Consider the following 24,774-nt stretch of genomic DNA (forward strand, 5'->3'; position numbering starts at 1 on the left):
GAAAAACAGCGCTCGGTAATAATTACACGGGTAATAAAATATGTCAAGATTTGACACAATTAATATTGACATGATAGACAACGAAACCAAAGAACTGCTGAACGACTATAAAAACGGGCACGGTATGACTCCCAACTTGATCAAGGGGTTGGCCTGCTCACCGGCAGTTTTAAAAGGGTATTACCTTTTCAACGAAGCCCTGTCGCATGGACAACTCAATGATAAACTGCAATTATTGATTTCCCTGATGATTGCGGAGCTTAATGGAAGTAGTTATTGTCTGGCGGCCAACAGCGCCCTGTCTCGCATGGCCGGGATAAATGAGGAAGAAATGCTAATGGCCCGGCGGGCTTCGGCGGCAGATAGACGAGTTGATCGGGCACTTAAATTTGCACGGGCCGTCCTAATAACCCGCGGACGTATCCAGGACAGTGATATTCAGGAAATGAAGACCATCGGTTATTCCGATTCCGAGATAGTCGAAATAATCGCCCATATCTCGCTTAATATCCTGACCAATTTGTTTGCCGAGGTGGCCCAGACGCCGGTTGGATTTCCCAAAGTAAAACCACTGACCATAGATCAGGAAAAGAAAAATCCGGATGTACATTACAGGAAGCTCGGGACAGCAGAGTGAGGGGGAATAAGAAAACCGGCCGCCGCCGTTAGTCATCGGGGAGGGAATCGATGGGGGCGATTCCCGGGAGCATCAGGTGGCCGGAATTCTTATCAGGTTTGGTGATTAAAAGGGGTAAGAAGGCTTGGTGGTTCGGATGAGTAACCATCCGAATCACCGAGACTCAGGAAAAAATTAATCAAGGATAAAAAAAATGATCAGACAGGTGGATTTGTATGTGCATCCGAACGATTCGGTCGGGGAGGAAGCGAAAGGTTTTTTGGAAGAACTCGAAGTGATTTTAAAGGTTCATGATTTGAAAAAATCGCCGCTCGGTCGAAATCAAATTGAGGGCCTGTTGCGGCATTTTAAGCCGGCCCATTTTTTCAACCCCAATTATAATGGTCTCGGCAGAAAAAAGGCGGACAGCGTTATTAATAACCGCCGGGAAGTGATTGATTTGATCAGCCTGGATAACGGCTATCTGAAAACACCCGTAGTTGTATATGGACGCCTGATGACTGTCGGTTTTAATCGGATTACTATCAAAACCATGTTGCGTATGAATGTTACCAGCGACAAAAAGGCGGATACCATAACGGCATAGTTTTATATCGGATACCTGCCCCCCATTCCGGGGGATTCTTATTCGACCATAGGGCAGGTTATTAGTTATCCGGGACATTCGTTTAAAGACTTGGAATAGACATATTCACAGTTATTCAAATAAAAGTGACAACTTACTAACAGGTTATCCACAATATTTCGTCATTTTCTACTTATTCTCTTGATAACACTGCCTGGATGACTCGCCACGAGTCGTTTAGTAGGCGTTTCTTCCACAAGTTTGCCGCGAATCCGAGTCAGTCCAAGGGCTACCACGATATTGCACTGGCAACCATTTAGATAATGGAACAACGAGGAGTAAGGCAAAGCAGGGCTAATATTATCCATTATAAGTTATGGAATCACAATCACATATATCCAATGCCAAAGGATATTGGTAGAGATTAATTGACAATGGATCGGAAATCGAAACCGGTGGGGTTCTGGAACATCCTTAATTCAAACAGGGGCACTATAGCCAGTATATGATCGAAAATATCGGCCTGAATAGCCTCGTAATTGGCCCAGACCTGATCATTGCTGAAGACATAGATTTCCACCGGCAGGCCATTCGGACCGGGAGTCAGGTGTCTGATGAGAAATGTCATATCCTGATGAATCTTAGGATGCTGGCGAAGATAGGCCGCGACATAGGCCCGGAAGGTACCAATATTGGTCAGGTTTCGGCCGTTAATCAGTTCCGAGGTGTCGAAATTATTAGTTTTATTGTATTCAGTAATTTCACGGCGTTTATTTTTTACATAGTCGGATATCAACTGGAATTTCTCGAACCGGTCAAGCATTTCCGGGGTGCAGAATTTAATACTGCTGAGATCAATATGAACGGCTCGTTTAATGCGCCGCCCCCCGGATTCCTGCATCCCTCGCCAGTTTTTAAATGACTCGGAAATAAGCGAATAGGCCGGGATGGTGGAAATGGTTTTGTCCCAGTTTCGGACTTTGACAGTATGCAGGGTGATATCGATCACATCGCCATCAGCGCCGTATTTGGGCATTTCGATCCAGTCGCCGATCCGGACCATGTCATTGCCGGCCAGTTGAATGCTGGCCACGAAACCGAGGATGGAATCCTTGAATACCAAGATAATGATGGCGGTCATGGCTCCGAAGCCGCTCAACAGGATCAGCGGCGAGCGATTCATCAGGGTTGAAATGACAATTATTCCGACGAAAATAAAGACAATGATTTTAACGATCTGAATATAGCCTTTGATCGGCCGTTGCCTGGAGATATCGAAACTCTGGTAAATATCAACAACCGCATTCAGGAAGGAATTAATGACCAGGACTCCCGCCAGAACCATATAGACTATCGAAAAACGCTGGATGGTATCCTGGATCGAAGGAAATAAAAAAGCCGTAAAATAAATAATCAGAGCCGGAGCAAAATGGGACAGGCGGGTAAAGACTTTATTTTCGACGAGGGCGTCATCCCAGCGCGTTTTGGTCTTCTGGACAAAATAACCCACCCCCGCCACCAGAATACGTTTGGCGATATAATTGGCTATCAGGGCCAGAATTAAAACGGCGAGGGCCATTCCGATCCATCCGAGATAATCGGCCAGATGCGTCGAAACGCCGATACTTATCAGCCAGTCTCGGAATTTATCGGCCAGATCGGCGCCATTCCGGCTAATGGCGACATTAACGGTGGTACTGTCTTTTATCATATCGGGCACAATAGTCGGTTTCCCCGGTATTTAAGTTGATATTATTCATAGATATAAAACCGAGCGGGCAAAGGCAATCAAGAAATTTTGAATTAGAGATAAATTCGGAGAAAAAAGCGAGGAATGCTTTTAGTAGCCTGCCGGAAATTCTTTGTGGTTCTTCAGGTGTCTGAGCCAGAAGGCCGCGCCATGGTCTTCGACTAATCGGCTGACTCGCCGAAAACCATCACCATAGATTTTATCCTGGTCCTGCCTGATGGTTTCCTTCTGGTATTCAGCCATTTTGTCTGGATAATGTTCCAGGACAAGGTAGGAAGCGTAATTACAGCTGCCTTCGCACAGGGCGGGATCGTTATCGGCCGGGGCGTTTATGTATTGCCAGACATGCATCAACTCATGGGCCGCCGCCGCAATAAAACTTATTTCCGGAATCCCTTCGAGAATATAGATATCATATGTACGTAATTTATGGCCGTTTTCGTCGGTGACTTCATAATATTTAATAAATGCCTGGTTGCCCTCATGGTCGATTTTGGAAATATCCGCCATTTCATGACGGTCGACCAGATGCAGGCTGACATCACTATCTTCGACCCAGATACCGACACTGGCAAGGTGGAGTTTGACTTTACTGAAAATGGCCGTGGCTCGCCCGATATCATTGACGGCTGTTTTCAGGCAGATCCCGCAGATATGCCGACCATCGGGATAAACCTGTCCCTCGCCGGTCAGGTTAGCGGCAATCAGGCGGCCGCAATAATCGCATTTGGGATACTCATTCTGATGATCAGGGTGATAGATATTCCCCCAGAAATCGGTTATATAATTGCCGGTAATCAATTCCCCGCAGACGGAACACCTGATAGCAACGTTATTGTAATAGCAGTCCTTGTGATAGGTTTTGCCATCGGCGAGAATGTATCCTTCTCCGAGAATACCCCCGCAGTAAGCGCATCGCGGAGCAAACAGCTTGGTATAACAATCCGGGCAGTAGAATTTACCGTCTTTCTGGTAATATTTGGCCGGATCAATCGGCTTTTTACAGTTTTCGCATAGGAAATGAATCGGGTGAAAATATTTACCGCCGGCCTCGATATAGGGCCCGTTTATCTGCTGTTTGCAGTAATCGCAGATTATCTGGTTTTTGCCTGAAACGGTGGAGATAATGGCGGCCGCAAGAAGAACCATGACCAAAAGTAATATTATTGTCAGGCGGCTTTTTCTAATTGTCTTCATACTTCTCATTATCGGTTTCTATTCATGCGAATCAAGAAAATTCGAAAGACTAATTTTTGTCATCCCGGAAATGTATTATCCTATGTGTTCCATCGCAAAACGGCTTATTTTTGGATTTCCCGCAACGACAGAGGGAATAATGGTCTGTGGTATCGGGAAGATTGTTATCACCATCTTTATATTCTATCCCGCCAGTGACATTAAGGGGTCCATTTCGGGCGATATGGACAGCCGGTTCGCCGCCAAAGGCGACATATTTTTCACCCGTGACAGAATAGCCCAAGGCCCCAGACGGACATTTTTTGATTGTCTCAATCACCTTTTCAACGGTCGCGGCATCGGGAAGAACCCAGGGTTTGCGCTGGTTATCGAAAACAGCCGGGAGATTTTTAAGACACTCCGCCGAATGGGAACAGAGTCCGCGATTATCATGCACTGTAATTTCTTTACCGGTATAATCCTTCCAATGATATGCCACCCGGTCATCGGATTTCTCATCGGAGAATCCGACCTGTTTATGGCGCCCGTCGCAAAAAGGTTTATTCTCGGAATGACCGCAACGGCACAGCCAGAAAGTTTCTTTGGTCGGGATCTTCTCTCCGCGCGAGTTGTACAGGTTTTGCAAGCGGCTGACCTTAAATGATGCGTTTTTCACCGCCTCGATAACGGGTTTTTCGGATGATTTTTCATCGCTCATGATTGGAGCCATCCCGATTAATCATGTTTCTCATTCAGATACGTTCAATTATACAAAATATCGAAAAATCCCGCCGGATAAAAGCGGAAAATGAGTCAAATTCTTAAGTCGTTGACATCAAGGGGGGATTAACATAACTTTATCCAATGAAAAATATCGACGAATATTCACTATCGGCCCAGATTTGGGCATTGCGTCATTATGGCGAGGTGGGCCCCCGGGCTTTTCGGGTATTACTGGCCCGATTCGGCTGCCCGGCCGAAATTCTAATGGCCGAAAAAGAGCAGTTGCTGGCGATTGAGGGTCTGGGGGATAAAAAGTCCGGCAAGATTACCGAGGCGGCGGAGCATCTTGATGAATCCGAGGATTTTATCCGGTCCCTCGAGGCGAGAAAAATGGCTCATTGTTCGATGTTCGATGATTTCTATCCGGCTCTATTGGAGGAACTCAATGATCCTCCGCCGATTATTTTTCATATGGGCAAATTACCTCGCCGCGATGAACCGACCGTGGCCATTGTCGGATCACATAAGGCCACCGGGGCGGGAATCGGGTACGCATTAGATCTGGCCTCACGACTGGCCGAAAAAAAGATCTCAATAATATCCGGTCTGGCCGAAGGGATCGACGCCTCGGCACATATTGGGGCTTTGAAAGCCGGGGGCCGAACCCATGCGGTAATCGGATCGGGGCTGGAGGAGATATACCCGGTTGAGAACAAAGCCCTGGCCGAGGAAATAATCAAACACGGCAGTGTCATCTCGGAATATTCGCCCGAAAGCAAGATCATCCCGGGCCGGTTGAAGGCCCGTAATCGGCTGGTGGCCGGGCTATCGCAATCGGTAGTGATCGGGGAGGTGATGGCCGATTCGAACGGGACACTGGACACCGCCACCTTCTGTCATGAACTCGGTAAACTGATGTTTATTATGCTTGATGGATGCGAACGGCCGGAGCGCGACAATTCCAGTGTGAAAAAAATAATCGCCCTTGGCGCGATTCCATTCCATCTCGACAGCGGGGTGGATTTGATAGTCAAGTCCATGGTTTAAAAAGCATTATGGATACCACCGACAGTTTCTATACCATCAAAACCGTTTCGGAAATAGAAAATAAAATCAAAGGCTCAAGATTTATCGGACAGGCTTATCCCTGCCGGGACGAATTCGAGGCGGCGGATATACTGGGTCGGATTAAAAAGAAGTATTTCGATGCGACGCATAACTGCTTCGCCTGGCGGGTCGGTTTCGGTCATGACACGAAGTTTAAATACTCGGATGATGGAGAACCATCGGGCACGGCCGGGCGGCCGATATATGACCGGATCGAGGGCAATGGTTTGACCAACACAATGGTAATCGTCACCCGATATTTCGGCGGCACCAAACTCGGGACCGGCGGTCTGACCCATGCCTATTCCGAGGCCGCCGCGGCTACTATTGAAAAGGCCGGAGTGATTGAGAAATATATTACCGGGCAATTAACCATGATGATTCCCTTCCCGGATTACAATATCGTGGAGCGAGCCTTGCATCAGGCAGGCGCCGGGATTCTCGAATCCGATTTTTCCGATATCGTTCGATTGACGGTCGAGATTCGCAGATCACTTGTCGAACAAATTCGGGAAAGATTAATTGACCTGACTTCGGGGAGGATTCGTATTGAGTAAGCATCTGGATTGCCTCGGTCTGGGTATATCGCCGCTGGATATCCTGGTGGGTATCGGCAATTATCCGCCGGTCGGTTCCAAGATCGACGGGACCGGGTTGACTATCCAGGGAGGCGGACCGGTTCCTAATGCCATGGTGGCACTGTCGCGGCTGGGAATGAAGACGGCAGTTATCATTCCGGTCGGTGATGATCTATTCGGGCAATTACTGGTCGAGGAGTTGAAACGCGAAGGGATTAGCGTTTCTTACGTCGTCAGGAAGAAACAGCCGACGGCGCTGGCAACCGGATGGATCGAGCGGGGTAGCGGCAGTCGCACGATTGTATTAAACCGTCAGATAAACCTGACTCCGGGTGATATAAAATTAAGAGATCTTCCTGCAACCCGGATGGTTCATCTGGATGGGCGGGATATAGCGGCCTGTCTGAAGCTGGCGAACTGGGCCGGGCGGGAAAAAATAACAGTGAGTTTCGATATCGGTTCGATACGCAACGATATATCGGCGATACTGCCGCTGACCGATCATCTGGTCTGCGCCGACGCTTTCGCCCTTCCCTATACCGGTTCATCCGAACCGCGGACGGCTATTGAAAAACTAAAGGGAATCTGTCCCGGAACCATTGTCGTAACATCGGGGACCAATGGTTCGATCGGCTATGATAAAATATCGGGCTATGTTCGGCAGAGGGCTTTCAAGGTTAAGAGCATCGATACCACCGGGGCCGGTGATACCTTTCACGGCGGTTACCTGTTCGGACTTTTAAAGGGTTGGGATTTGAAAAAGAGGTTAAGATTCGCCTCGGCGGCGGCGGCCATAAAGTGTACCCGGCCGGGAGCAAGAACCGGGATTCCGAATTATCGTCAGGTGATCTCATTCTTAAACAGGAGCGGTGGTCGATATGCTTGATTTTATCGCCTGGCTGGGGCAGATGGATACAGCCCTGTTTCATTTTATCAATACCACCCTGTCCAATCCGGTGACCGATATTATCATGCCCTTTGTCACGCTTGATCTGCATCTGAAAATATTCTATGCCTTTTGCCTGGCGGTTATTCTCTGGAAAGGCGATAAACGTCTTCGGCTGGCGGTGATATTTTCGCTGATCGTGTTGGCCATATCCGATCAGCTATCAAGCGCCGTGCTAAAACCACTTTTGGAACGCGTTCGTCCCTGTCATACGATGGAAGTGCATCTGCTGGTCGGATGCGGTTCCGGTTTTTCGATGCCGTCGTCGCATGCCGCCAACTTGTTCGGGCAGGCTTATTTATTCCGGGCGATAACTCCCGAGTCATCAAAATTACTCATTCCCCTGGCCATTTTAGTGGCGCTGTCGCGGGTTTTTGTCGGGGTGCATTACCCGGGTGATCTTCTAGTCGGGGCGGCTCTGGGAACGCTGGCCGGTTTCGGGACAGGATGGCTGTTTATCGCAATTTTCGATCGCAGGAAAGGGATTCCGGTTTTAAACGGAGGTGACAAGGTTGACTCCCAAAATTGAAGTCAAACATGGTGATATAACCGAGGCGGAAACCGAGGCCATTGTCAACGCCGCCAATAATCATCTCTGGATGGGTTCCGGGGTGACCGGAGCCATCAAGCGCAAGGGCGGCGATATGATCGAAAAGGAGGCGATGGCCAAAGGTCCGATTACGGTCGGTCAGGCGGTGGAGACAACCGCGGGGCGACTGCCCCATAAGTACGTTATTCATGCGGCCGGAATGGGTCAGAATCTTCGCACCGATGAAAGGATTATTGCCGAGGTTACCCGTAACTGCTTATTGCTGGCGGATCGTCTGGGGCTGAAATCGCTGGCTTTTCCGGCCATCGGAACCGGAGTCGGCGGTTTTTCGGTGGAGCGGTGCGCCCGGATAATGATCGATTGTGCCCGCGAGTTATCGGGACAACGGCAGTCGCTTGAGAAAATAATTTTCGTATTGTATGACCGGGATTCTTACGCAGCCTTTAAAAAGGAGCGAGATCGGACGTTATCCGAGTGATTATGATTCCGCGGCGGAGGGAACCGGTGTACCATGAAGAGTCTCGCGGATGGCGCGGGCGATATCCCGGCGGGTGTATGGTTTGCGGACATAGGGGCCGGCCCCGAGACTCTGCATCTCATTGACCCGCTCGGTGGCCGAAAAACCGCTGACAATAACCGCTTTTTGTCCGGGTTTGATTTTGATTATCTCGCGATACGCATCCAGCCCGTCGAAACCGTTCTCCATAATCATATCCATAACCACCAGATCAACCGAATTGTTTTTCAAATATTCAACGGCTTCATGACCGTTTTTAACGGTCGTCACCCGATAATTCAAACTGGCCAGAATATCCTCGGCAATCTGGCGCTGGAGTTCCTCATCATCGACCACCAGGACGGTTTCGTGGTTTTCCGAACAAACCACATCATCGCATCCGGTTTTAACCTGTTTATTGGTGACGGGGAAATAGAGAATGAATTCGGTGCCTTTCTGCGGTTCGGAGATAATATCATAATAGCCTTTATGATCCTTTACGATTCCGTAGACAACGGACAATCCAAGACCGCTACCGCTGGTTCCCATCTTTTTCTTGGAGTAGTACGGTTCGAATATTTTTTCCATATCTTCGCGGGCGATACCGACGCCGGTATCCTTCACTTTGAGTACAACATAGTCGCCGTCGACCATATTTTTATAGCCTCCGATCAGCCGGGCAAGCCGCCGGTGCGATGTTTCGATTTCAAGATGGCCGCCATCGGGCATGGCATCAAAAGCATTGACGATCAGATTCATGATAACCTTGGCCAGATGGGGAGTGGAACCATGAATATTGGGCGGAGTTTTATCCAGTTTTACGGCCACATCGATATCATGACGAGCCGAGGATAATTCCAGGTACCCCGGGGAGTCAAGATAGGTTTCGATAATGGTGTTGATACTGACCGGTTCCATTTCATATCGTCCGCGGCGAGCCAGAGTCAGTAAATCCTGGATCACATCGGCCGCATCACGGGCGGCGTTTCCTATTCGTTTAACCTGTTTCCGTAGAGGACTATCTTCGGGAAGCTTCATCAACAGCAGTTCCGGGTATCCGACCATGGGACCCAGCATATTATTCAGGTCATGGGCCACACCTCCGGCCAGAACCCCGAGCGATTCCATCCTGCGGGCCCTTTGGAGTTCTTCCTGGAGTTTCAGTTTTTGCTCCTGGGCCTGTTTTCGCTCGGTCACATCGCGGACAATAGCCATAATAAAAACTTTATGACCAATATTCATCCGGTTCAGGCTGACTTCGGCATTGAATGGTGTATTATCATATTTGATATGGGTCCATTCGAAAAATTGAGGTTGACCGTTCAGAGCCGCATTGATCTTTTCCAGTGCTTTAATTTTCGAATCGCGTCCATCGGGCTGGAATTCCGGCGAAAACCTGTAAGGCGGTTGACCGATAATTTGATTCCGGGTACAACCGAAGACCTCAAGCGTTTTGGAGTTGCAGTCGATAAAAAGATCATCCTTCATGATGAAGATGGCATCCCCGGCCGAATCAAACAAAGTCCGATACCGTGCTTCGCTGTCTCTTAAATCCTGTTCGGCCTTCTGGGAATCAGTTATATCCCGGAAATTCCAGACCCGTCCGCATATTTTATTATCACGGATCAAGGGACAAATATATTGCACATAAACGAGGCTGTCTTTGAAGTGAATTATCCTGGCATTGGAATCATTTTTGCCATGAAGGTTATAGTTCTTATCCGCAACCTCCTCGGAATTAATCAATTTCCCGACGGCATGCTTTATCAGAGTCTTTTTATCGGCATTTTCCAGGAATTCTCTTGAATATCCCCACATCCTGGCAAAGCGGTCATTATAATAGGTTATCTTATCGTTTTCATCGGTGACAATAATGCCATCCTCGGTCGATTCAATGATGGCCTTGAGCAGTTCCTCGCCATCTTTGAGGGCCTGTTCATTTTTTTTGGAAACCGTGATATCGCGGATGGTTTCGATCGCCCCGGTAATATTCCCATCGGAATCATAAAGCGGCCGGGCCTTGGCCCAGATATAACAACCGTTTTTAAGAGAAGAAATATAAGTGGTGATAATCAGAGTCTCATTTTCTTTTTCCAGTTCCGGGTATATTTCAAGGATTTTTTCCTGAGGATAGGTTATCATATCGATCAATATCGGTCGTCTTTGCCCGTAAAACGGGATAGCATATTCATAATTGCCCCGTCCGATTATATCCTCGGCTTTCACCCCGGTCATCTCCGTCATGGCGCGATTCCAGGTAATGACGATCCCATCCAGATCGACGATAAACGTCGGGTCAGGTAGAAAATTGATTATTCCCGATAGCCGTTTCTGGGAGTCACCCAGGGTTTTTTCGGCCTGGCGGCGTTCTTGCACTTCCCGGAGAAGCCGTTCGTTGATCCCGGCCAGTTCACGGGTCCGCTGCTTAATGGTTTCGTTGAGCAGGACATTGGTTCCAAAAATGGCAAAAGCGCTGTCGGAGCTGTCGATACACTTCTCGACCCGATTCATGAGAACCCGGTTTATTTTTTCCATCCGGACGAGTTGTTCCAGTAGTTCGGGGATTTTATCCTGAGGTCTTTCTCTTTCCGGCATTTTTATTATTCAACCCCCAATGGCCACCCCGGTAAAGGTCTGGTTGACATGAATCGAATTGACCTGTTCTCCATAGGAATGAAAGCCGATCACTTTGTACTTCCGCATCAGGTAGTCGACCGACTCGACAAGATTTTTCTCGAGAACTTCCAGTCGCCGCAGGATGCACTCGCAACCGATAATAATCTGCAAATCGTTTACTTTTCCGCTGTGTTTTTTCAGGTTTTCCTCGAGATTGGCCATCAGGTCACCGGCCAGCCCCAGGGTCAAAACCAATCCTTCTTCGATGGCGCAGTACATGGTCAGGCCGCCATCGGTATTGGCTTTTTGAATCGAGCGGACATAATATTTCCCGCCGATTTTCAGCATGATCGGATATTTGGAAAATATCACCGGGCTGAGGTCTTCGACCCGGTGCCCGATCAATTCGGCATAACGCTCGGCGGCCGGGAAACCATCGATTTCCCTTATAATCCGCTGCCTCGGATCGGCCGCGGTGATGACCAGTTTTTGTTCGGTCGGAACAAAATGATGCATATTGAAGGTATGGAAGGGCAGGGATGTAATAAACAGATTGAATACGGCGGCATCGGAAACAAAAGCCCCGTCATGATAAATAAAAGTCTTTTCAAAGGTCAGATCGTCGCCGGCCGACCCGCCGATAAGCGGGATATCCGGCAACCCGGAATAGATACCGGCGACAATATGCTCCTCCTTGACCGACATTCCATCGATCATCAGAAATCCGAAAGCCTTCGCCTCGGGATCGGTTTTGCGGGCCCCGGCCAGGTGGTCGTTGGCCCGGACGGTCAGTTCCAAAATCTGCCGGGAATTGCGCTCCAGCGGCCGGATAAAGAACGAGGATACTTTTATGCTGTCACCGACAATACTGAAACCGGTCAGAGAGCCTTCTTTATATCCTTCCGGTGAAATTTCTCCGGCGGTGGTACAGCCGATGACGGGAACTTCAAAAGCATTCTTAATTGCCCGACCCAGTCTGTCCAGATTATATTTCGATGAGCAGAAAAGAAAAACCACCGCCACCTCGGGACGATTCAAATGACGACTCATCTCGAGCACGGCCTGTTCTTCGTCAGGTTCGTTCGTATATCCCCGTTGGATGGCTACTTTGTCTTTGATCTTTTCCGTTGGTGCATGAGTGATCATTATAATCCTGTCGTCATTATAGTTGACCATGGAATCGGTAATAACCCCGGACGGTACCATACCAGAATTTAACCGGTCTAATGATTGGTTATCCCCTTTTTCCAACCAACAAAAATTAATACGATCAGGGGTGTTCCTTCCGGATTATCGCCAATACCACATATGCTTATCTTATCGGCAAAAAAGGGATTAATATGATAATGCAATAATTATTAATTCCCAATTACGGTAGTGCTCAAATAATGAACAGCGGATATATCGGCCGGATTAATTCCGGCGAGAGGCATTGAGATCGCCGTCAAACGACAGGGTATCATTGACGGGATTGAGATATATCCCGGCGACCCGGGCGTGAAATCGGGAGGATTTGACGGTGTCTATTTTCAAAAATCCCTCTATGCATTCATAATGCCGGAGACTGTCCGGCAGGTCGTAGAGCCCGATTATCCGGCAGATTGACCGGCTGGCGATATCCAGCGATTCGGCCTGTATTTGATCGGGCAGGGAAATATATATTCGGTAGTTGATTTCGCTCACGGCCAGAATCAGGCCGGTGTTTAATTCTTCCGCATCGGGATTGACATAACTCTGGTTGGTTACAAGGACATTACCCCGGCCCGGTTGAATTGGATTGGCGGCTTTCCGGTCGGTCATCTCGAATCGACTCAGGTAATATGTATCTTCGGTACCAAGAGACCGCCGTTCATTATTCATTACCCGATATACAACCGGTTTGAGACCGTGACGACAGGCCGCCATCAGAGCCAGCAGTAACAGAATGCCGAGAATAATCTTACTTTTACAAATCATAACGGCATTTCGACCAGGCGATATTTCTTGTAGAGCCTGGCTCCCATGCTTTCCGCCGCCCGGCACATCAGGTCGTTGGTTTCCAGAATCCACGATAGTTCGGCCCAGTTGTATCCGAGCTCGACACCTTTTTTATATGTTTCCACGAAGAAAACATTGTCGATTCCCCGTTTCTGGTATTTATGGATCACTCCCATTGTCAACATCCGCATCCCGTCGATTTTTTTCCTGATTTTCAAATGCCATAGCAATTTGACAATTCCGAAGGGAAAAAGACGACCATTAAGATGGATCAAGACCTGATTTATATCGGGTACGGCCATAGAAAACCCGGCCGGTTCCCCGTCAACCTCGGCAACCAGAATCATCTGCGGATCGACAATTTTCTTCAAGCTTCGGCCCATATGGACAAATTCATCTTCGGCCATCGGCACGAATCCCCAGTTTTTCGACCAGGCCTGGTTGTAAATTGCCCGGATGGTTTTAATTTCTTCATCGAAATGTTTCAAATTCACCGTTCTAATGGTAATTTTATTTCTTTCTTTGATGCGGTTTACGACCTTGAGATGCCGTTCGGGTATGGGGTTTTCACGGGTAATCAGGTAAGCATGCAAATCCATGACTTTCTTCAAGCCGAATTTTTCAGCCAATTTGGGCAGGTACGGCCTGTTGTATGGATTCATGACGGTCGGGGGTAAATCAAAACCCTCGATCAGAAATCCGATTTCATGATTGGTGGAAAAATTAGTCGGTCCGCGCATGGCCTCGAGGCCCTCGGACTTGAGAGTAATCATGGCCACTTTGAGCAGTTTGGCGGCCGCCTCATAATCATCGATGACATCGAAGAAACCGAAAAACCCGATATTTTCCCCGTGGAATTCATTATGGGCAAAATTGATGCAGGTGGCGATACGTCCAACCGGTTGGCCGTTTTTGAGGCAGAGGAAAAGCCTGGTTTTGGCGGTTCGAAAGAAGGGATTCTTCTTCTTGTTGAAAAACTCTTTGCGTTCGGAGAGGAGCGGTGCGACCCAGTTGGGTTCATCACGGTACAATCGGTACGGCAGATTGATAAACAGGTCCAGTTGACGCGAGGTTTCAACCTCTATGACATTTATATCATCTGCCATTGTTTGTCATTTTTCAGGAAATAATGCCCATTTTTTTGCCGATACGTTCAAAAACCTCGAGAACATGATCCAGTTGCAGGTCGGTATGGGTGGCGGTATAGGAGGTCCTGATCAGGGCATTGCCGGGTGCGACAGCAGGAGAAATAATGGCATTGGCAAAGACACCGTTATCGAACAGGCCTTTCCAGAAAGCAAAGGTCTGCATATCCTCGCCGATCAGGATGGGGACGATCGGGGTTTCGGTCTGGCCGATATTATAACCCAGCCGCCGCAGTTCATAGTGCATTTTGTGGGTGTTTTTCCAGAGATTTTCGCGGCGTTCCGGTTCGGACTGGATAATCTCAAGGGCTTTCAGGACCGCGGCCACATTGGATGGCGGGATGGAGGCCGAGAAAATCAGCTCGCGGGCAAAATGCTTGACATAATTGATCACCGTCTCATCGCCGACAATGAATCCGCCCAGAGAAGCGAACGATTTGGAAAAAGTCCCCATGGTAATATCGACCTGATCGATCAATCCGAAATGCTCGGCCGTCCCGCGGCCGCCATCGCCGAGGATCCCGACCGAATGAGCATCATCGACCATAACCCTGGCATTATATTTTCCGGCGATTTCAACCAGTTGCGGAAGTTTGATAATATCACCTTCCATGGAAAAAACGCCATCGACGACAATCAGGATGCCGCCGCGCAGGCCGTTATTGTTGACGATATTATTGAGGACGCGCTCAAGATCAACCATATCGTTATGAGCGAATTTGACGATTTTGCCGTAGGACAACCGGCACCCATCGACAATCGAAGCATGATCGGAGCGATCAATTACCAGGAGGTCATTTTTTCCGACCAGGCAGGAGATGGTTCCGAGGTTAGTTTGAAACCCGGTGGAATAAACCAGGGCCGATTCTCTTTTGAAAAACCGGGCCAGTTTTTCCTCAAGTTCGATATGCAGGGTCAAAGTTCCGTTAAGAAAACGGGAACCGGTGCATCCCGAACCGTACTTACGAGCGGCATCGGCGGCAGCTTCCTTGACGCGGGAATCATTCACCAATCCGAGGTAATTATTGGAGCCGATCATGGTCAATTTGCGGCCGTCAATGATAACCTCATCACCCGGTTCCGAGGCGATGGGGTTGAAATAGGGATATAATCCTGCCGCTTTAACATCATGGGCGGCTGTGAATTTAATGCATTTTTCGAAAAGATCGTTTTTCGTGCCGATAGCCGTTTGTCTGGTCTCCAAAATCGTTTACCTCGTTAAATCGTAGAAAATTTAAGCTAACCAAATATAGATAGGCTGTCAAGAAAAATGATTGTCTCTCATCAAGTTTGATTGTGCATGCATCCGATTGACGGATAATGCGATAGGATTGGAAATCGGGATTATCTCAAAGGGCTTTGGGGTCTTTCTCAATAATCGCGATATATGGTCCCCGGCCGGAAGGAAATACTCCGGCAATGTGCCATCCGGTTCCTTTGAGGATCTGAGCCATTTCCTTTTCGGAGACAATCAGGTAATCGAAATACGGGGTTTTATATATTTTATATCTGACACGTAAACGAAGTTGACCGGTCATCCGCCCTTTTTTGTGGTTGCGTCGATGGTATTCCAGATGAAGGGGTTCGGTGGTCCTGGTTGGGTCATTGGACTCGGCTATTATTCTTGCTTTGGTTCCGGTTATTCGATAAAACCGGCGCAGGAGTCGGCGGGCGCGATTAAACGAACCGAATAAACCGAAGTTATTGCCGAGCATGACGATGGTATCGAAGGTGCCTATGCTGGGATTGATATCCGTGATTGACATCAATCTGGTTTTTCTCAAGCCTTGTTCCCGGCAGGTTTTTATCGCCAAGGGTGAATTATCCACGCCCGTTACCTGACACCCCTTTATCTGGAGATAAAGAGCAATCCTTCCGGCGCCACAGCCAATATCTAGTACCCGGCCGGAAGCGTGGCGAAGGGCCTTTCGATAATAAGGCGGCCATTTTTGATATTGGGAGTGATATACTGCCGGCCCCTCGGACATATTGATATAACCATCGTCGCGCTCAACGATTTCGTATCCACCCCGGCCTTTCAGATAATCATAAACGGCATGGCCATAGGCGTCCTGATGATCCTTATAAATCGCCATGAATTTCTCCTGAAATGTCTCCCAAAATTCCAATTACCCGATGGTAATATGCCAGTTTGAAATCCCGGGCGCCATCAAAATCACCAAACCTGCGTTTGAATAAAATGCGGAGAATAAAAAAAACCCCCAATCCGGGAGCCGATAGATATTGCTTGTATAATATTCTCAGCCAAAAACCTTAATGGCATCGCTGATAAATTTATCGGATATTTTCAAGCCGGATTTGTTGGCGACCATCCGGTTGACGGCATAATCTATTTTATTGCTGCTGGGTGGTGAGATAAGTTCCACCATGACTCCATACCTCGCGAAACCTGCGACATTGGTGACTGTAAGAATCGGTTTGCCGCCGGCTTGTTTAAGAACTTTGGCCAGGGCGGCTTTGTCATTATCGGTGATCACCACCATCTGCGCTTCCGAAAAATCGTCATCTGCCGTGATGGTATTGATCTTGATATTAAATTTCCCGCCCGATTTTTTACCAGCCGCATCGGTCAAGGCCTGGGCGATTTTACCGTTACCCACCACCGAAATAATGAATTTACCTCCGGTTCCCGAGGGCCAATCGACATTGTCGATGATATTAATTATAAATTCGGCCTCCTGGGCCGGAGTGACCTCTCCAAAGGCCGTCAGGACCAGACCAATAAATATAAAAATAGGGATCAGCTTTCTCATTAATAGCGTCTCCATCAATATATCAAAACGCTCCAATTTCCCGTTCCCAATAATTATCGGCAAACGAGTTAAAATATAAACCCTACTCCATTAACCTCGTTAATGTTATTGACGGCAAATTCCGGTTGGACCACGCCTGATTAATTACAGGCTGACAGGTGGTTAATTGGCAATAAAAAACGGCCGATCAAAAATTCGACCGGCCGGGAAAACTCTGTTTTAACAGGCTTTTTTATGATTCATGGCCGCAGGTACCGCCGCAACCGGAGGCGCAGTTGTTATCTCCTACCGTTATGGAATAACCGCTACCCATAGCATTGGTGATATAATCGATTTTTATCTGACCCATCTGCCTGATATAATCCTTCAGTTTGGGATCGATATAAGCGGTAATGTTATTCGAGTTTAAAACCTCAAGACCTTCCGTTGACTCATCCAGAGCCATACCCAGCGAGGGTCCGCTTCAGCCGGCCCCCATGAAATACAGAATCAGTCCTTTGCCCTTATGGGCATCAGCATCAAGTACTTTTCTCAACTCAATACTGGCCTTATCAGTCACTTCAAACATAAACAAAACCCTAGAAAATTACTTTATCCCTTTTAAATTAATCGTGCTTTCGTTTCGAAATGCATTACTTATTCATGATGTCCGGCGCAACCGGCACACCCCCCGGCTCCGCAATCACTATCACCGACTGAGATTTTGTACCCTTCACCATGTTCATTAGTAATATAATCAACTTTTATTTCGCCGATTTGATCCAGATATTCTTTCAATTTCGGTTCGATATAAGCGTTGATTTGATTCGAATTCAATTCGACCAAACCATCGGTTGAATCATCGAGAGCCATTCCCAACGACGGTCCGCTGCATCCGGCCCCTATGAAATAGAGAATCAGGTTTTTGCCTTTATTGGCCTCGGATTCCATCACCTTTTTCAGTTCAAGACTGGCTTTGTCGGATACCATAAACATCATTAATAATCCTTATTATTAAGTTAGTTAGTTATTTTAATAAAACGATTCAAAAAAACAAGTCATATCGCCCAAAAATACGCATCAGAATCGCATTTCAGTCAGATAATCCCCCCTAATACGGTAAAAAGGCGGTGAAATTGGGTCGGAATTGTCGATTTGGCCGTTTTGGGGTTCTGCAGGGATGCCGGTGTTTTGGTCTATATCGCTCACAAGATCAGACCGCATAACATCTTAAAATAAAACGGACGGTTCGATGGACCGTCCGTTCAATCATACCAGATCAGTATATTGAGAGAGGAATTATCTAATTAGGTATTTGGCTTTTCTCGTTTTTAATCCGGCCTTCCATTTTGCGAATTACCCGGTTCATGCTCTCGATAGTGACATATTGTTCGAACAGTAACTGGTTGGCTTCCATAATAATATCATCAATCGAGCCAATATCTATTTCCAGATAACGCGACTCCTCCATTGTTCGGCTGAAAAGTGTTTTTTCGATAGCGAGAAGTTCATCGGCCGGGATACCGATATTAGCCCGGATAATTTCTTTACCGACCAGAATCCGGGTATTGATTTTCATCTCCGAGATAAGTCCGAATTTGGAAATCATATGGCCCAGGTTGACAATCTGGCCTGAAAGCTGCATAGGCTGGTCGGCTCCCTCGGAATAGATGGAGTGATGGCGGCCGACCGCCGTACTGATCGATTCGGGCAGATGCCATTGTTCGAGCAGGTATTCGCCGACCAGAGCATGGTTGGTTTCCCACCGGCGGTTTTCCAGTTCAATCAGGTTGCCCTCAGCGCCCGCCTGGAGCCAGATCTCCGAAAATTCATCGGGGACAGCCTGTTCCAGAACCAGAAGGCCCAGATCATGCAAAAGTCCGGCGACAAACATTTCCTCGCTGTTTTTGTAATTCACTTTCTCGGCAATCAGCCTGGCGGCAATGGCCACCTCGAGTGAGTGTCTCCAGAACCGGGCTCGATCGAGCGATGATTTCCAGTCGCCGGTCATGCGATAAACCGAGGTCGAAAGAGCCAGAGCGGTCACCTCCCGCAGACCCATACGCGTGACCGCATCGGTTATATTCCCGATTTTCTGGCCTCTGCCATAAAAGGGTGAATTGACCACCCGCAGGACTTTGGCCGCCAGGGCCGTATCGTGCATAATCACCTGCGCCATCTGGCGGGAGCTGGAACTTTCATCGCGGGCCAGCCGCAGGACTTCGACCATTGTCTGGGGCAGTGAGGTGAGGTTCGGACTCGCCTCCAGGATCTTTTGCATAAAATCGGCGCTCATGGTTCCCCCGTTTTCATTTCTCTATTAATCGGCCAAATGACGGGGTGGCTTTATGCCTGAGGGATACCTTGAGCCGGTCTTTTCGATTTATCTTTTATCTATCGGATCTATATTTCAATACTAATCGTTAATATGGCAACTCGAGAGGCCGCGTTTCTCGAGATATTGCTGGTGGTAATCCTCCGCCTTAAAAAAGACGCCAGCCGGGACGATTTGGGTAACAATCGGGCGCTTGTAAAGACCCTCCTGCTCCAGTTTCTTCAGTGATTTTTCGGCCGCTTCTTTTTGTGGAGGATTATGACAGAAGATAACCGAGCGGTATTGGGTGCCAATGTCCGGACCCTGACGATTAGGAGTAGTGGGATCGTGATTCTCCCAGAAAACGTCCAATAACTGCTCATAGCTTACCCGGGCGGGATCAAAGATTACCTCGACGGCCTCGGCATGCCCCGTTTGCCCGGTGCAGACATCTTTATAATCCGGATTCTCGGTATGCCCGCCGGTGTAACCAACCGAGGTGGAAATAACCCCTTTAATCTGTCTGAAATTGGCCTCGACACCCCAGAAACAACCAGCCGCAAAAGTAGCTTTTTCCATATTTTTATTCTCCATGTTATCGGTGTTTATTTGGGAGCCGGCTTCGGCATTTCCGGCTTTTTTATCCGCCGCCCGGAGGAACGCGGGTGCATATAAATATAGGGTTCCAAGTAATAATACCGCCATTAATCCCAGGATAGCCATTTTGACTTTTATCATAATGACTCCTTCCTCCAAAAACCGGTTACTTATAATCATATAACCAAATATTGGCCCGTTTTGCTCCATATTTGGGGAATTATTTTAATTTAATAGTAATCAAGAATGTCAGGCCGGGGAATATTGGCCTGTTCCGGAATTAAAGCGAAACCGCGGTCTGGCGGATAAGTTCCCAGGCCGTTTCGAGATCATAGCGTTCCAGCCGGGTTTGCCCGGCCACCAGACGAAGAGTGAAGAGACCGTTGAGTCGGGTATGAGTGATATAGATTTCCCCGGTTCGATTGAGGTTTTCCAGAAGCTGTTCATTGAGGCGGTCAATTTGATCAGGATCTCTAAGTGAGGCCGGTTTATATCGAAAACAGATCACATTGAGCGGGACCGGCGCCAGCAGTTCAAAATTGTCGGTTTTTTCTATCCTTCTGGCCAGTTCCTGAGCCAGAGCGATATGGTTTTTAACCATACTTTTCAATCCTTCCACCCCGTAGGTGCGGATTACGAACCAGAGTTTGAGAGCCCGGAATCTTCGTCCAAGCTGAATTCCCCAGTCGCGGTAGTTATTGACGCGTTCATCCTCGCGGGTTTTGAGGTACTCCGGCATGATTTCAAAGGTTCGGACCAGCGCTCCGACATCTTTGACGAAATAAGCCGAGCAATCGAAATTGGTAAACATCCACTTATGAGGGTTAAAGACAAAAGTGTCGGCCATTTCGACACCATCAATCATCCGGCGCATCTCAGGAAGCAGTAAAGCTGTCCCGGCATGGGCGGCATCGACATGAAGCCAGAGATTATATTTGCGGCATATTTCGCCGATTTGGCGCAGAGGATCAATGGCGGTCGATCCGGTGGTCCCGATAGTGGCCACGGCGCACAATGGTATCATGCCGGCCTCAATATCCTTTCGTACGGCTCCTTCGAGTAAATCCGGCCTCATGGCGAAGGCCTTATCGACGGGGATCTGGCGCAGATTTTCCTGACCCAGACCGGCGATTTTGACTCCCTTTTCAATTGAGGAATGGGTTTCGGCGGAGCAATAAACCGTGTAACGGTTATGACCGAAACCCCGGCGGTTGATATCGAAATCCGATTTAATTTCCCGGGCTGTCAAGAGGGAACAGAGAGTGGCGGTCGAGGCGGTATCCTGGATCACCCCGGTAAAACTATCGGGCAGGCCAATCATCCCGGCCAGCCACTGCATGACTCGTTCCTCGAGTTCCGCGGCGGCCGGCGAGGTCTGCCAAACCATACACTGGGCACCCAAGGTGGAGATCAGCATTTCGGCCAAAAGCGAGGGGGGACTGCTGTTAGCCGGGAAATAGGCGAAAAACGAGGGGTGTTGCCAGTGAGTCATACCCGGCATGATAATCTTTTTGAAATCATCGAATATTTTCTCGAAAGGTTCAGCCGTCTCGGGCGGATGTTCGGGAAGGCGGCTGATTATTTCCCCTGGTGCAACCTGTGCTTTAACCGGATACTGCCGGATATTTCTCAGGTAGGCAACCATCCAGTCCACCATTTCGTGGGCCTGTTTTTCGAATTCATCCAGTTCCATCTTTTCGACCTCAATAAACTCGGTGGATATCCATCTGTGATAATCAATATAGATAATCAAATAAAACCGGTCAACGGCCATCATACCCGGACAGCCTGTCTTTCCAGGCCGGGATTGGGATATGCCTGAAATTTCGATCCGAAACCTTCATATCTTAATAAATCCGCCGAATATACTTAACATAAAAGAGGTTTTGGATATAGAATATCCTGACAGGGCATCAGTTATTTGATCGCCGTGATTCTCTGTCCGGTCCGATATGCCCAGGAATTATTCCGGGATCATATTATAACCGCCGTGGAATCTGTCTCAACCGGGAGGACACCAATGCGTCTTGACGAAATCCTGTTAACAGAAGGACTGGCAACCGGCGAACAGGTCGATGAGGCTCTGGATTACCAGCGCCGGTTCGGAGGCCGGTTGGAGACGCATCTTTACCGTTTCGGATATGTCAGCGAAGTTGATTTGGTCAGTATTCTGGCCCGGCAGTTCGGGTGCGAGGGGGTGGTGGTTTCAAGAATGGCAATTCCGGAGGCAGTCTTGAATATGATTCCCGCCGCCACCGTCCTGGAAAAACTGGTTTTACCCTATGATTACGATCCGGTGACCAACCGCCTGAAGGTGGCCTGCCAGAATCCTCTCTGCGGAAATCTGGCCACCGAATTAAGCGATCTGACCCATGGCAAAAATATTGAACTCCGCCTGGCCCTGGGTTTCACCCTGCAATGTGCTTTGATCAAGCATTACCGGAATATCACTTATCATAATGATGATATAGCCGAAAATGTCGAGCAGGAAGGTGAGACAAATGCGTCAACCGAGAGTTATCTCGGCCGGTACCGGCTTTTAATTTTGAACAGCGGGTATGAAGACATTTCCCAGATGGAGTATGCCTTCCGGGAGGAAGGATTCGATATCCGGTCGACCGATTCGATCGATCTTTTTGTCGATGCTCTTTTCCGTTATCGGCCACAGGCAGTGGTGATGTGTCTTACCGGGCGGGTCGAACAGGTTGAGACGGTTATCGATGATGTGGCCTCACGGGGATTCGATTTCGATGAATTGCCATTCTTCCTGGTGGTGGAAAACGGCCTGGTCGGAAAACTGATACCGCTTCTGAAAGAAGGGCTTGAGGACGTCCTGCCGATGGGCAGTTGTCATGAATCACTCTTGATCAAACTCAGCCGTATCCGTGATTTACATGAAAATATACTTAATCAGCGGTTGAGAATTATCCGCGATATCGGGACCCACGGCTCACTGCACGATATGAACGTCATCGACCTGCTCCAGATGATGGGTCACACCAACAAAACCACCCGGATCAATATTACCGGTCACGGTCAACAGTTGACCATTTTCATTGATAACGGGCGGCTTATATATGCCGAATGCGATGATAAAAGCGGCGCTGAGGCAGTCTATATGTGTATTCCCTGGACCAACGGCGTCTGGAGCATCGATCCGATCAAACCCGATCAATTACCACCTGCCAACAATGATCTGCCGATCGAGACCATTCTGCTCGAGGGGTGCCGGTTACTCGACGAACGAAATCGAACAGAAAATTGCGATGTGGCCGATTGGCTCTGATTTTTACCGGGCCCGGACTGTCATCTCGAGTTGTTAATCAAAATCAAGCAGATGGGTTTCCTTGAATTTAGGAATCAGCACATCCCATTCGTACCGTTTTCTGATTTTATCCGCCAGAGATTGAGAAGCCTCGGGCTCCCCATGAACAATAAAAGTCCGTTTGGGAGGGCGGTTAAAACCCATCAACCAGGCCTGGGTTTCGTTATAATCGGCATGGCCGGAAAATCCGGTGATATTTTCGATATGGGCCCTGACAGGAACCTGTTGACCATGAATTTTCACCGTTTCGTTCCCCTCAAGAATGGCTCTTCCACGGGTTCCTTCGGCCTGGTAGCCGATAAACAGAATGGTGTTTTCTTTGATCGGCAGACGTTGTTCGAGATGGTGCAGAATCCGGCCCCCGGTAACCATGCCGCTGGCGGAAATAATTATGGCCCGGCCGGCCTGATCATTGATTTCTTTCGATTTGCGCCGTGATTCGCATAGATGCAAATTTTGAGGGTGGAAAATTTTCTTCCCCAGAATGGTCATGACCCTGGTACTCAGATTCATACTGGCAATTTGCCTTTCATAAACCGTGGTGGCCGCCAGCGCCATCGGTGAATCGACATAAATCGGCAGAACCGGAATCAATCCGCGCTCCTCCAACTCCCGAATAACAAATAACAGAGATTGGGTCCGCCCAATAGCAAAGGAAGGAATTACCAGCACCCCTCCCCGCTTGATGCTTTCTTTAACAATCCGGATAAAATCCTCGTAAAACGAATCATCATCATGAAGCCGGTTGCCATAGGTTGATTCCAGAAGGAGATAATCGATATTATAAATCTGGGTGGGATCGCGCAGGATAGCGCGGGCGGGGCGTCCCAGATCGCCGCTGAAGACAATTTTTTTGCCCCCATTTTTTCCGTTCTGCTTGATATCGACCATCGAGGAGCCGAGAATATGACCGGCATCACGGAATTTAAGCCGCAAACCGTCCCCCAGATCGATATCATCCCCGTAATGAACCGGTTTGAAATACTTCATCGAATTCTCGGCATCCTGAACGGTGAACAGCGGCAGGGCCGGAAGATGTTTTGTATAACCTCGTTTATTGGCCCACTGGGCATCTTCTTCCTGTAAATGAGCCGTATCCTTCAGGAGGATATCACAAAGTTCAGCCGTGGAGTGAGTGCAATATACCGGTCCCTCGAATCCATCACGACAAAGGCGCGGGAAATATCCGGTGTGGTCAATATGGGCATGGGTCAGAATAACGGCATCCAATGCCGATGGTGGAACCGGGAACGGCTCCCAGTTGCGCAGACGGTTTTCTTTGGAACCCTGGAATAAGCCGCAATCTATCAGAAATTTCTTGTCTTTTATCGCCAGCAGATAGCGGGAACCGGTGACAGTCCCGGCAGCGCCGTAAAAAGTGATACTTGCCATAATTCAATCATCGCCCGGGCGGGAGTTCCTTTTATTAAAGTTACTGACATATATATAAGCATAAATGGCTTAAATTAATAGAAAAAAAGCAAACTCACTAATGGCGGACAGAATAGTTTGCGATTTT

24 protein-coding genes are annotated in these 24,774 nt (G+C 48.3%); 8 read left to right on the forward strand and 16 right to left on the reverse strand.

Translation table 11 applies throughout. From position 1 onward, the window contains the following. Window positions 1–40 precede the first annotated feature (40 nt). On the forward strand, window positions 41–637 hold the full coding sequence (locus tag JXQ28_02325) for a carboxymuconolactone decarboxylase family protein (GenBank protein ID MBN2276560.1): 597 nt from the start codon (window positions 41–43) through the stop codon (window positions 635–637). 193 nt (window positions 638–830) lie between these two features. Continuing rightward, the gene (locus JXQ28_02330; GenBank protein MBN2276561.1) at window positions 831–1,223 is read left to right on the forward strand and encodes a hypothetical protein; all 393 of its coding nucleotides are present in this window, start codon (window positions 831–833) and stop codon (window positions 1,221–1,223) included. A gap of 403 nt (window positions 1,224–1,626) precedes the next feature. Here the strand turns inward: JXQ28_02330 and JXQ28_02335 are convergent, their stop codons facing one another. The 3 genes from JXQ28_02335 to JXQ28_02345 all read right to left on the reverse strand — a co-directional run bounded on the left by JXQ28_02335 (window position 1,627) and on the right by JXQ28_02345 (window position 4,846). After that, the gene (locus JXQ28_02335) at window positions 1,627–2,913 is read right to left on the reverse strand and encodes a mechanosensitive ion channel (GenBank protein ID MBN2276562.1); all 1,287 of its coding nucleotides are present in this window, start codon (window positions 2,911–2,913) and stop codon (window positions 1,627–1,629) included. Window positions 2,914–3,042: 129 nt separating this feature from the next. Further along, window positions 3,043–4,149, reverse strand: a complete 1,107-nt coding sequence (locus JXQ28_02340) for a protein DA1 (GenBank protein MBN2276563.1) — start codon at window positions 4,147–4,149, stop codon at window positions 3,043–3,045. Window positions 4,150–4,198: 49 nt separating this feature from the next. Further along, on the reverse strand, window positions 4,199–4,846 hold the full coding sequence (locus JXQ28_02345) for a CDGSH iron-sulfur domain-containing protein (protein ID MBN2276564.1): 648 nt from the start codon (window positions 4,844–4,846) through the stop codon (window positions 4,199–4,201). Between the two features lie 146 nt (window positions 4,847–4,992). Between JXQ28_02345 and JXQ28_02350 the strand changes: the two genes are divergently transcribed. The 5 genes from JXQ28_02350 to JXQ28_02370 all read left to right on the forward strand — a co-directional run bounded on the left by JXQ28_02350 (window position 4,993) and on the right by JXQ28_02370 (window position 8,510). After that, entirely contained in the window at window positions 4,993–5,898 is a 906-nt protein-coding gene (locus JXQ28_02350) for a DNA-protecting protein DprA (GenBank protein ID MBN2276565.1), read from the forward strand. Window positions 5,899–5,906: 8 nt separating this feature from the next. Then, window positions 5,907–6,515: a YigZ family protein gene (locus JXQ28_02355; protein MBN2276566.1), complete on the forward strand. Its 609-nt coding sequence runs from the start codon at window positions 5,907–5,909 to the stop codon at window positions 6,513–6,515. After that, on the forward strand, window positions 6,508–7,422 hold the full coding sequence (locus JXQ28_02360) for a hypothetical protein (protein ID MBN2276567.1): 915 nt from the start codon (window positions 6,508–6,510) through the stop codon (window positions 7,420–7,422). Before JXQ28_02355 ends, JXQ28_02360 begins: the two co-directional genes overlap by 8 nt. After that, entirely contained in the window at window positions 7,415–8,011 is a 597-nt protein-coding gene (locus JXQ28_02365; GenBank protein MBN2276568.1) for a phosphatase PAP2 family protein, read from the forward strand. Before JXQ28_02360 ends, JXQ28_02365 begins: the two co-directional genes overlap by 8 nt. Before the next feature lie 70 nt (window positions 8,012–8,081). After that, entirely contained in the window at window positions 8,082–8,510 is a 429-nt protein-coding gene (locus tag JXQ28_02370) for a macro domain-containing protein (protein ID MBN2276569.1), read from the forward strand. Here the strand turns inward: JXQ28_02370 and JXQ28_02375 are convergent, their stop codons facing one another. From JXQ28_02375 to JXQ28_02430, 12 genes are all read right to left on the reverse strand, one after another. Further along, a complete protein-coding gene (locus JXQ28_02375) occupies window positions 8,511–11,123 on the reverse strand; it encodes a PAS domain S-box protein (GenBank protein ID MBN2276570.1) in 2,613 nt (870 codons plus the stop codon). Window positions 11,124–11,132: 9 nt separating this feature from the next. Beyond that, window positions 11,133–12,350, reverse strand: a complete 1,218-nt coding sequence (locus tag JXQ28_02380) for an FIST C-terminal domain-containing protein (protein ID MBN2276571.1) — start codon at window positions 12,348–12,350, stop codon at window positions 11,133–11,135. 207 nt (window positions 12,351–12,557) lie between these two features. Next, entirely contained in the window at window positions 12,558–13,100 is a 543-nt protein-coding gene (locus JXQ28_02385) for a hypothetical protein (GenBank protein MBN2276572.1), read from the reverse strand. Beyond that, window positions 13,097–14,227 carry an N-acetyltransferase gene (locus tag JXQ28_02390; protein MBN2276573.1) on the reverse strand — a complete coding sequence of 377 codons (1,131 nt, stop codon included), beginning with the start codon at window positions 14,225–14,227 and terminating at the stop codon, window positions 13,097–13,099. Before JXQ28_02390 ends, JXQ28_02385 begins: the two co-directional genes overlap by 4 nt. A 13-nt stretch (window positions 14,228–14,240) precedes the next feature. Further along, window positions 14,241–15,449, reverse strand: a complete 1,209-nt coding sequence (locus tag JXQ28_02395; protein MBN2276574.1) for a pyridoxal phosphate-dependent aminotransferase family protein — start codon at window positions 15,447–15,449, stop codon at window positions 14,241–14,243. A gap of 166 nt (window positions 15,450–15,615) precedes the next feature. Further along, the gene (locus JXQ28_02400; GenBank protein ID MBN2276575.1) at window positions 15,616–16,362 is read right to left on the reverse strand and encodes a methyltransferase domain-containing protein; all 747 of its coding nucleotides are present in this window, start codon (window positions 16,360–16,362) and stop codon (window positions 15,616–15,618) included. Window positions 16,363–16,527: 165 nt separating this feature from the next. Next, window positions 16,528–17,040 carry a YfiR family protein gene (locus JXQ28_02405; GenBank protein MBN2276576.1) on the reverse strand — a complete coding sequence of 171 codons (513 nt, stop codon included), beginning with the start codon at window positions 17,038–17,040 and terminating at the stop codon, window positions 16,528–16,530. 232 nt (window positions 17,041–17,272) lie between these two features. Beyond that, window positions 17,273–17,485 (reverse strand): hypothetical protein, encoded by a 213-nt coding sequence (locus JXQ28_02410; protein MBN2276577.1) that lies wholly within the window; start codon window positions 17,483–17,485, stop codon window positions 17,273–17,275. A 191-nt stretch (window positions 17,486–17,676) separates the two neighbouring features. Next, a complete protein-coding gene (locus JXQ28_02415; GenBank protein ID MBN2276578.1) occupies window positions 17,677–18,018 on the reverse strand; it encodes a hypothetical protein in 342 nt (113 codons plus the stop codon). 304 nt (window positions 18,019–18,322) lie between these two features. Continuing rightward, window positions 18,323–19,315 (reverse strand): HDOD domain-containing protein, encoded by a 993-nt coding sequence (locus JXQ28_02420; GenBank protein MBN2276579.1) that lies wholly within the window; start codon window positions 19,313–19,315, stop codon window positions 18,323–18,325. A 120-nt stretch (window positions 19,316–19,435) separates the two neighbouring features. Continuing rightward, window positions 19,436–19,927 (reverse strand): peptide-methionine (S)-S-oxide reductase MsrA, encoded by a 492-nt coding sequence (gene msrA / locus JXQ28_02425; GenBank protein MBN2276580.1) that lies wholly within the window; start codon window positions 19,925–19,927, stop codon window positions 19,436–19,438. Window positions 19,928–20,210: 283 nt separating this feature from the next. Then, the gene (locus JXQ28_02430) at window positions 20,211–21,623 is read right to left on the reverse strand and encodes a DegT/DnrJ/EryC1/StrS family aminotransferase (GenBank protein ID MBN2276581.1); all 1,413 of its coding nucleotides are present in this window, start codon (window positions 21,621–21,623) and stop codon (window positions 20,211–20,213) included. A 327-nt stretch (window positions 21,624–21,950) separates the two neighbouring features. Here JXQ28_02430 and JXQ28_02435 point away from each other — a divergent pair, with 327 nt between their 5' ends. Continuing rightward, complete coding sequence (locus JXQ28_02435) at window positions 21,951–23,216, forward strand: DUF4388 domain-containing protein (GenBank protein ID MBN2276582.1); 1,266 nt, start codon at window positions 21,951–21,953, stop codon at window positions 23,214–23,216. 33 nt (window positions 23,217–23,249) lie between these two features. Here JXQ28_02435 and JXQ28_02440 read toward each other — a convergent pair whose 3' ends face one another. Continuing rightward, window positions 23,250–24,647 carry an MBL fold metallo-hydrolase gene (locus JXQ28_02440; GenBank protein ID MBN2276583.1) on the reverse strand — a complete coding sequence of 466 codons (1,398 nt, stop codon included), beginning with the start codon at window positions 24,645–24,647 and terminating at the stop codon, window positions 23,250–23,252. Window positions 24,648–24,774 lie beyond the last annotated feature (127 nt).

It is taken from the genome of Candidatus Zixiibacteriota bacterium (assembly GCA_016933955.1).
In the GTDB taxonomy this organism is placed as follows: domain Bacteria; phylum Zixibacteria; class MSB-5A5; order GN15; family PGXB01; genus JAFGTT01.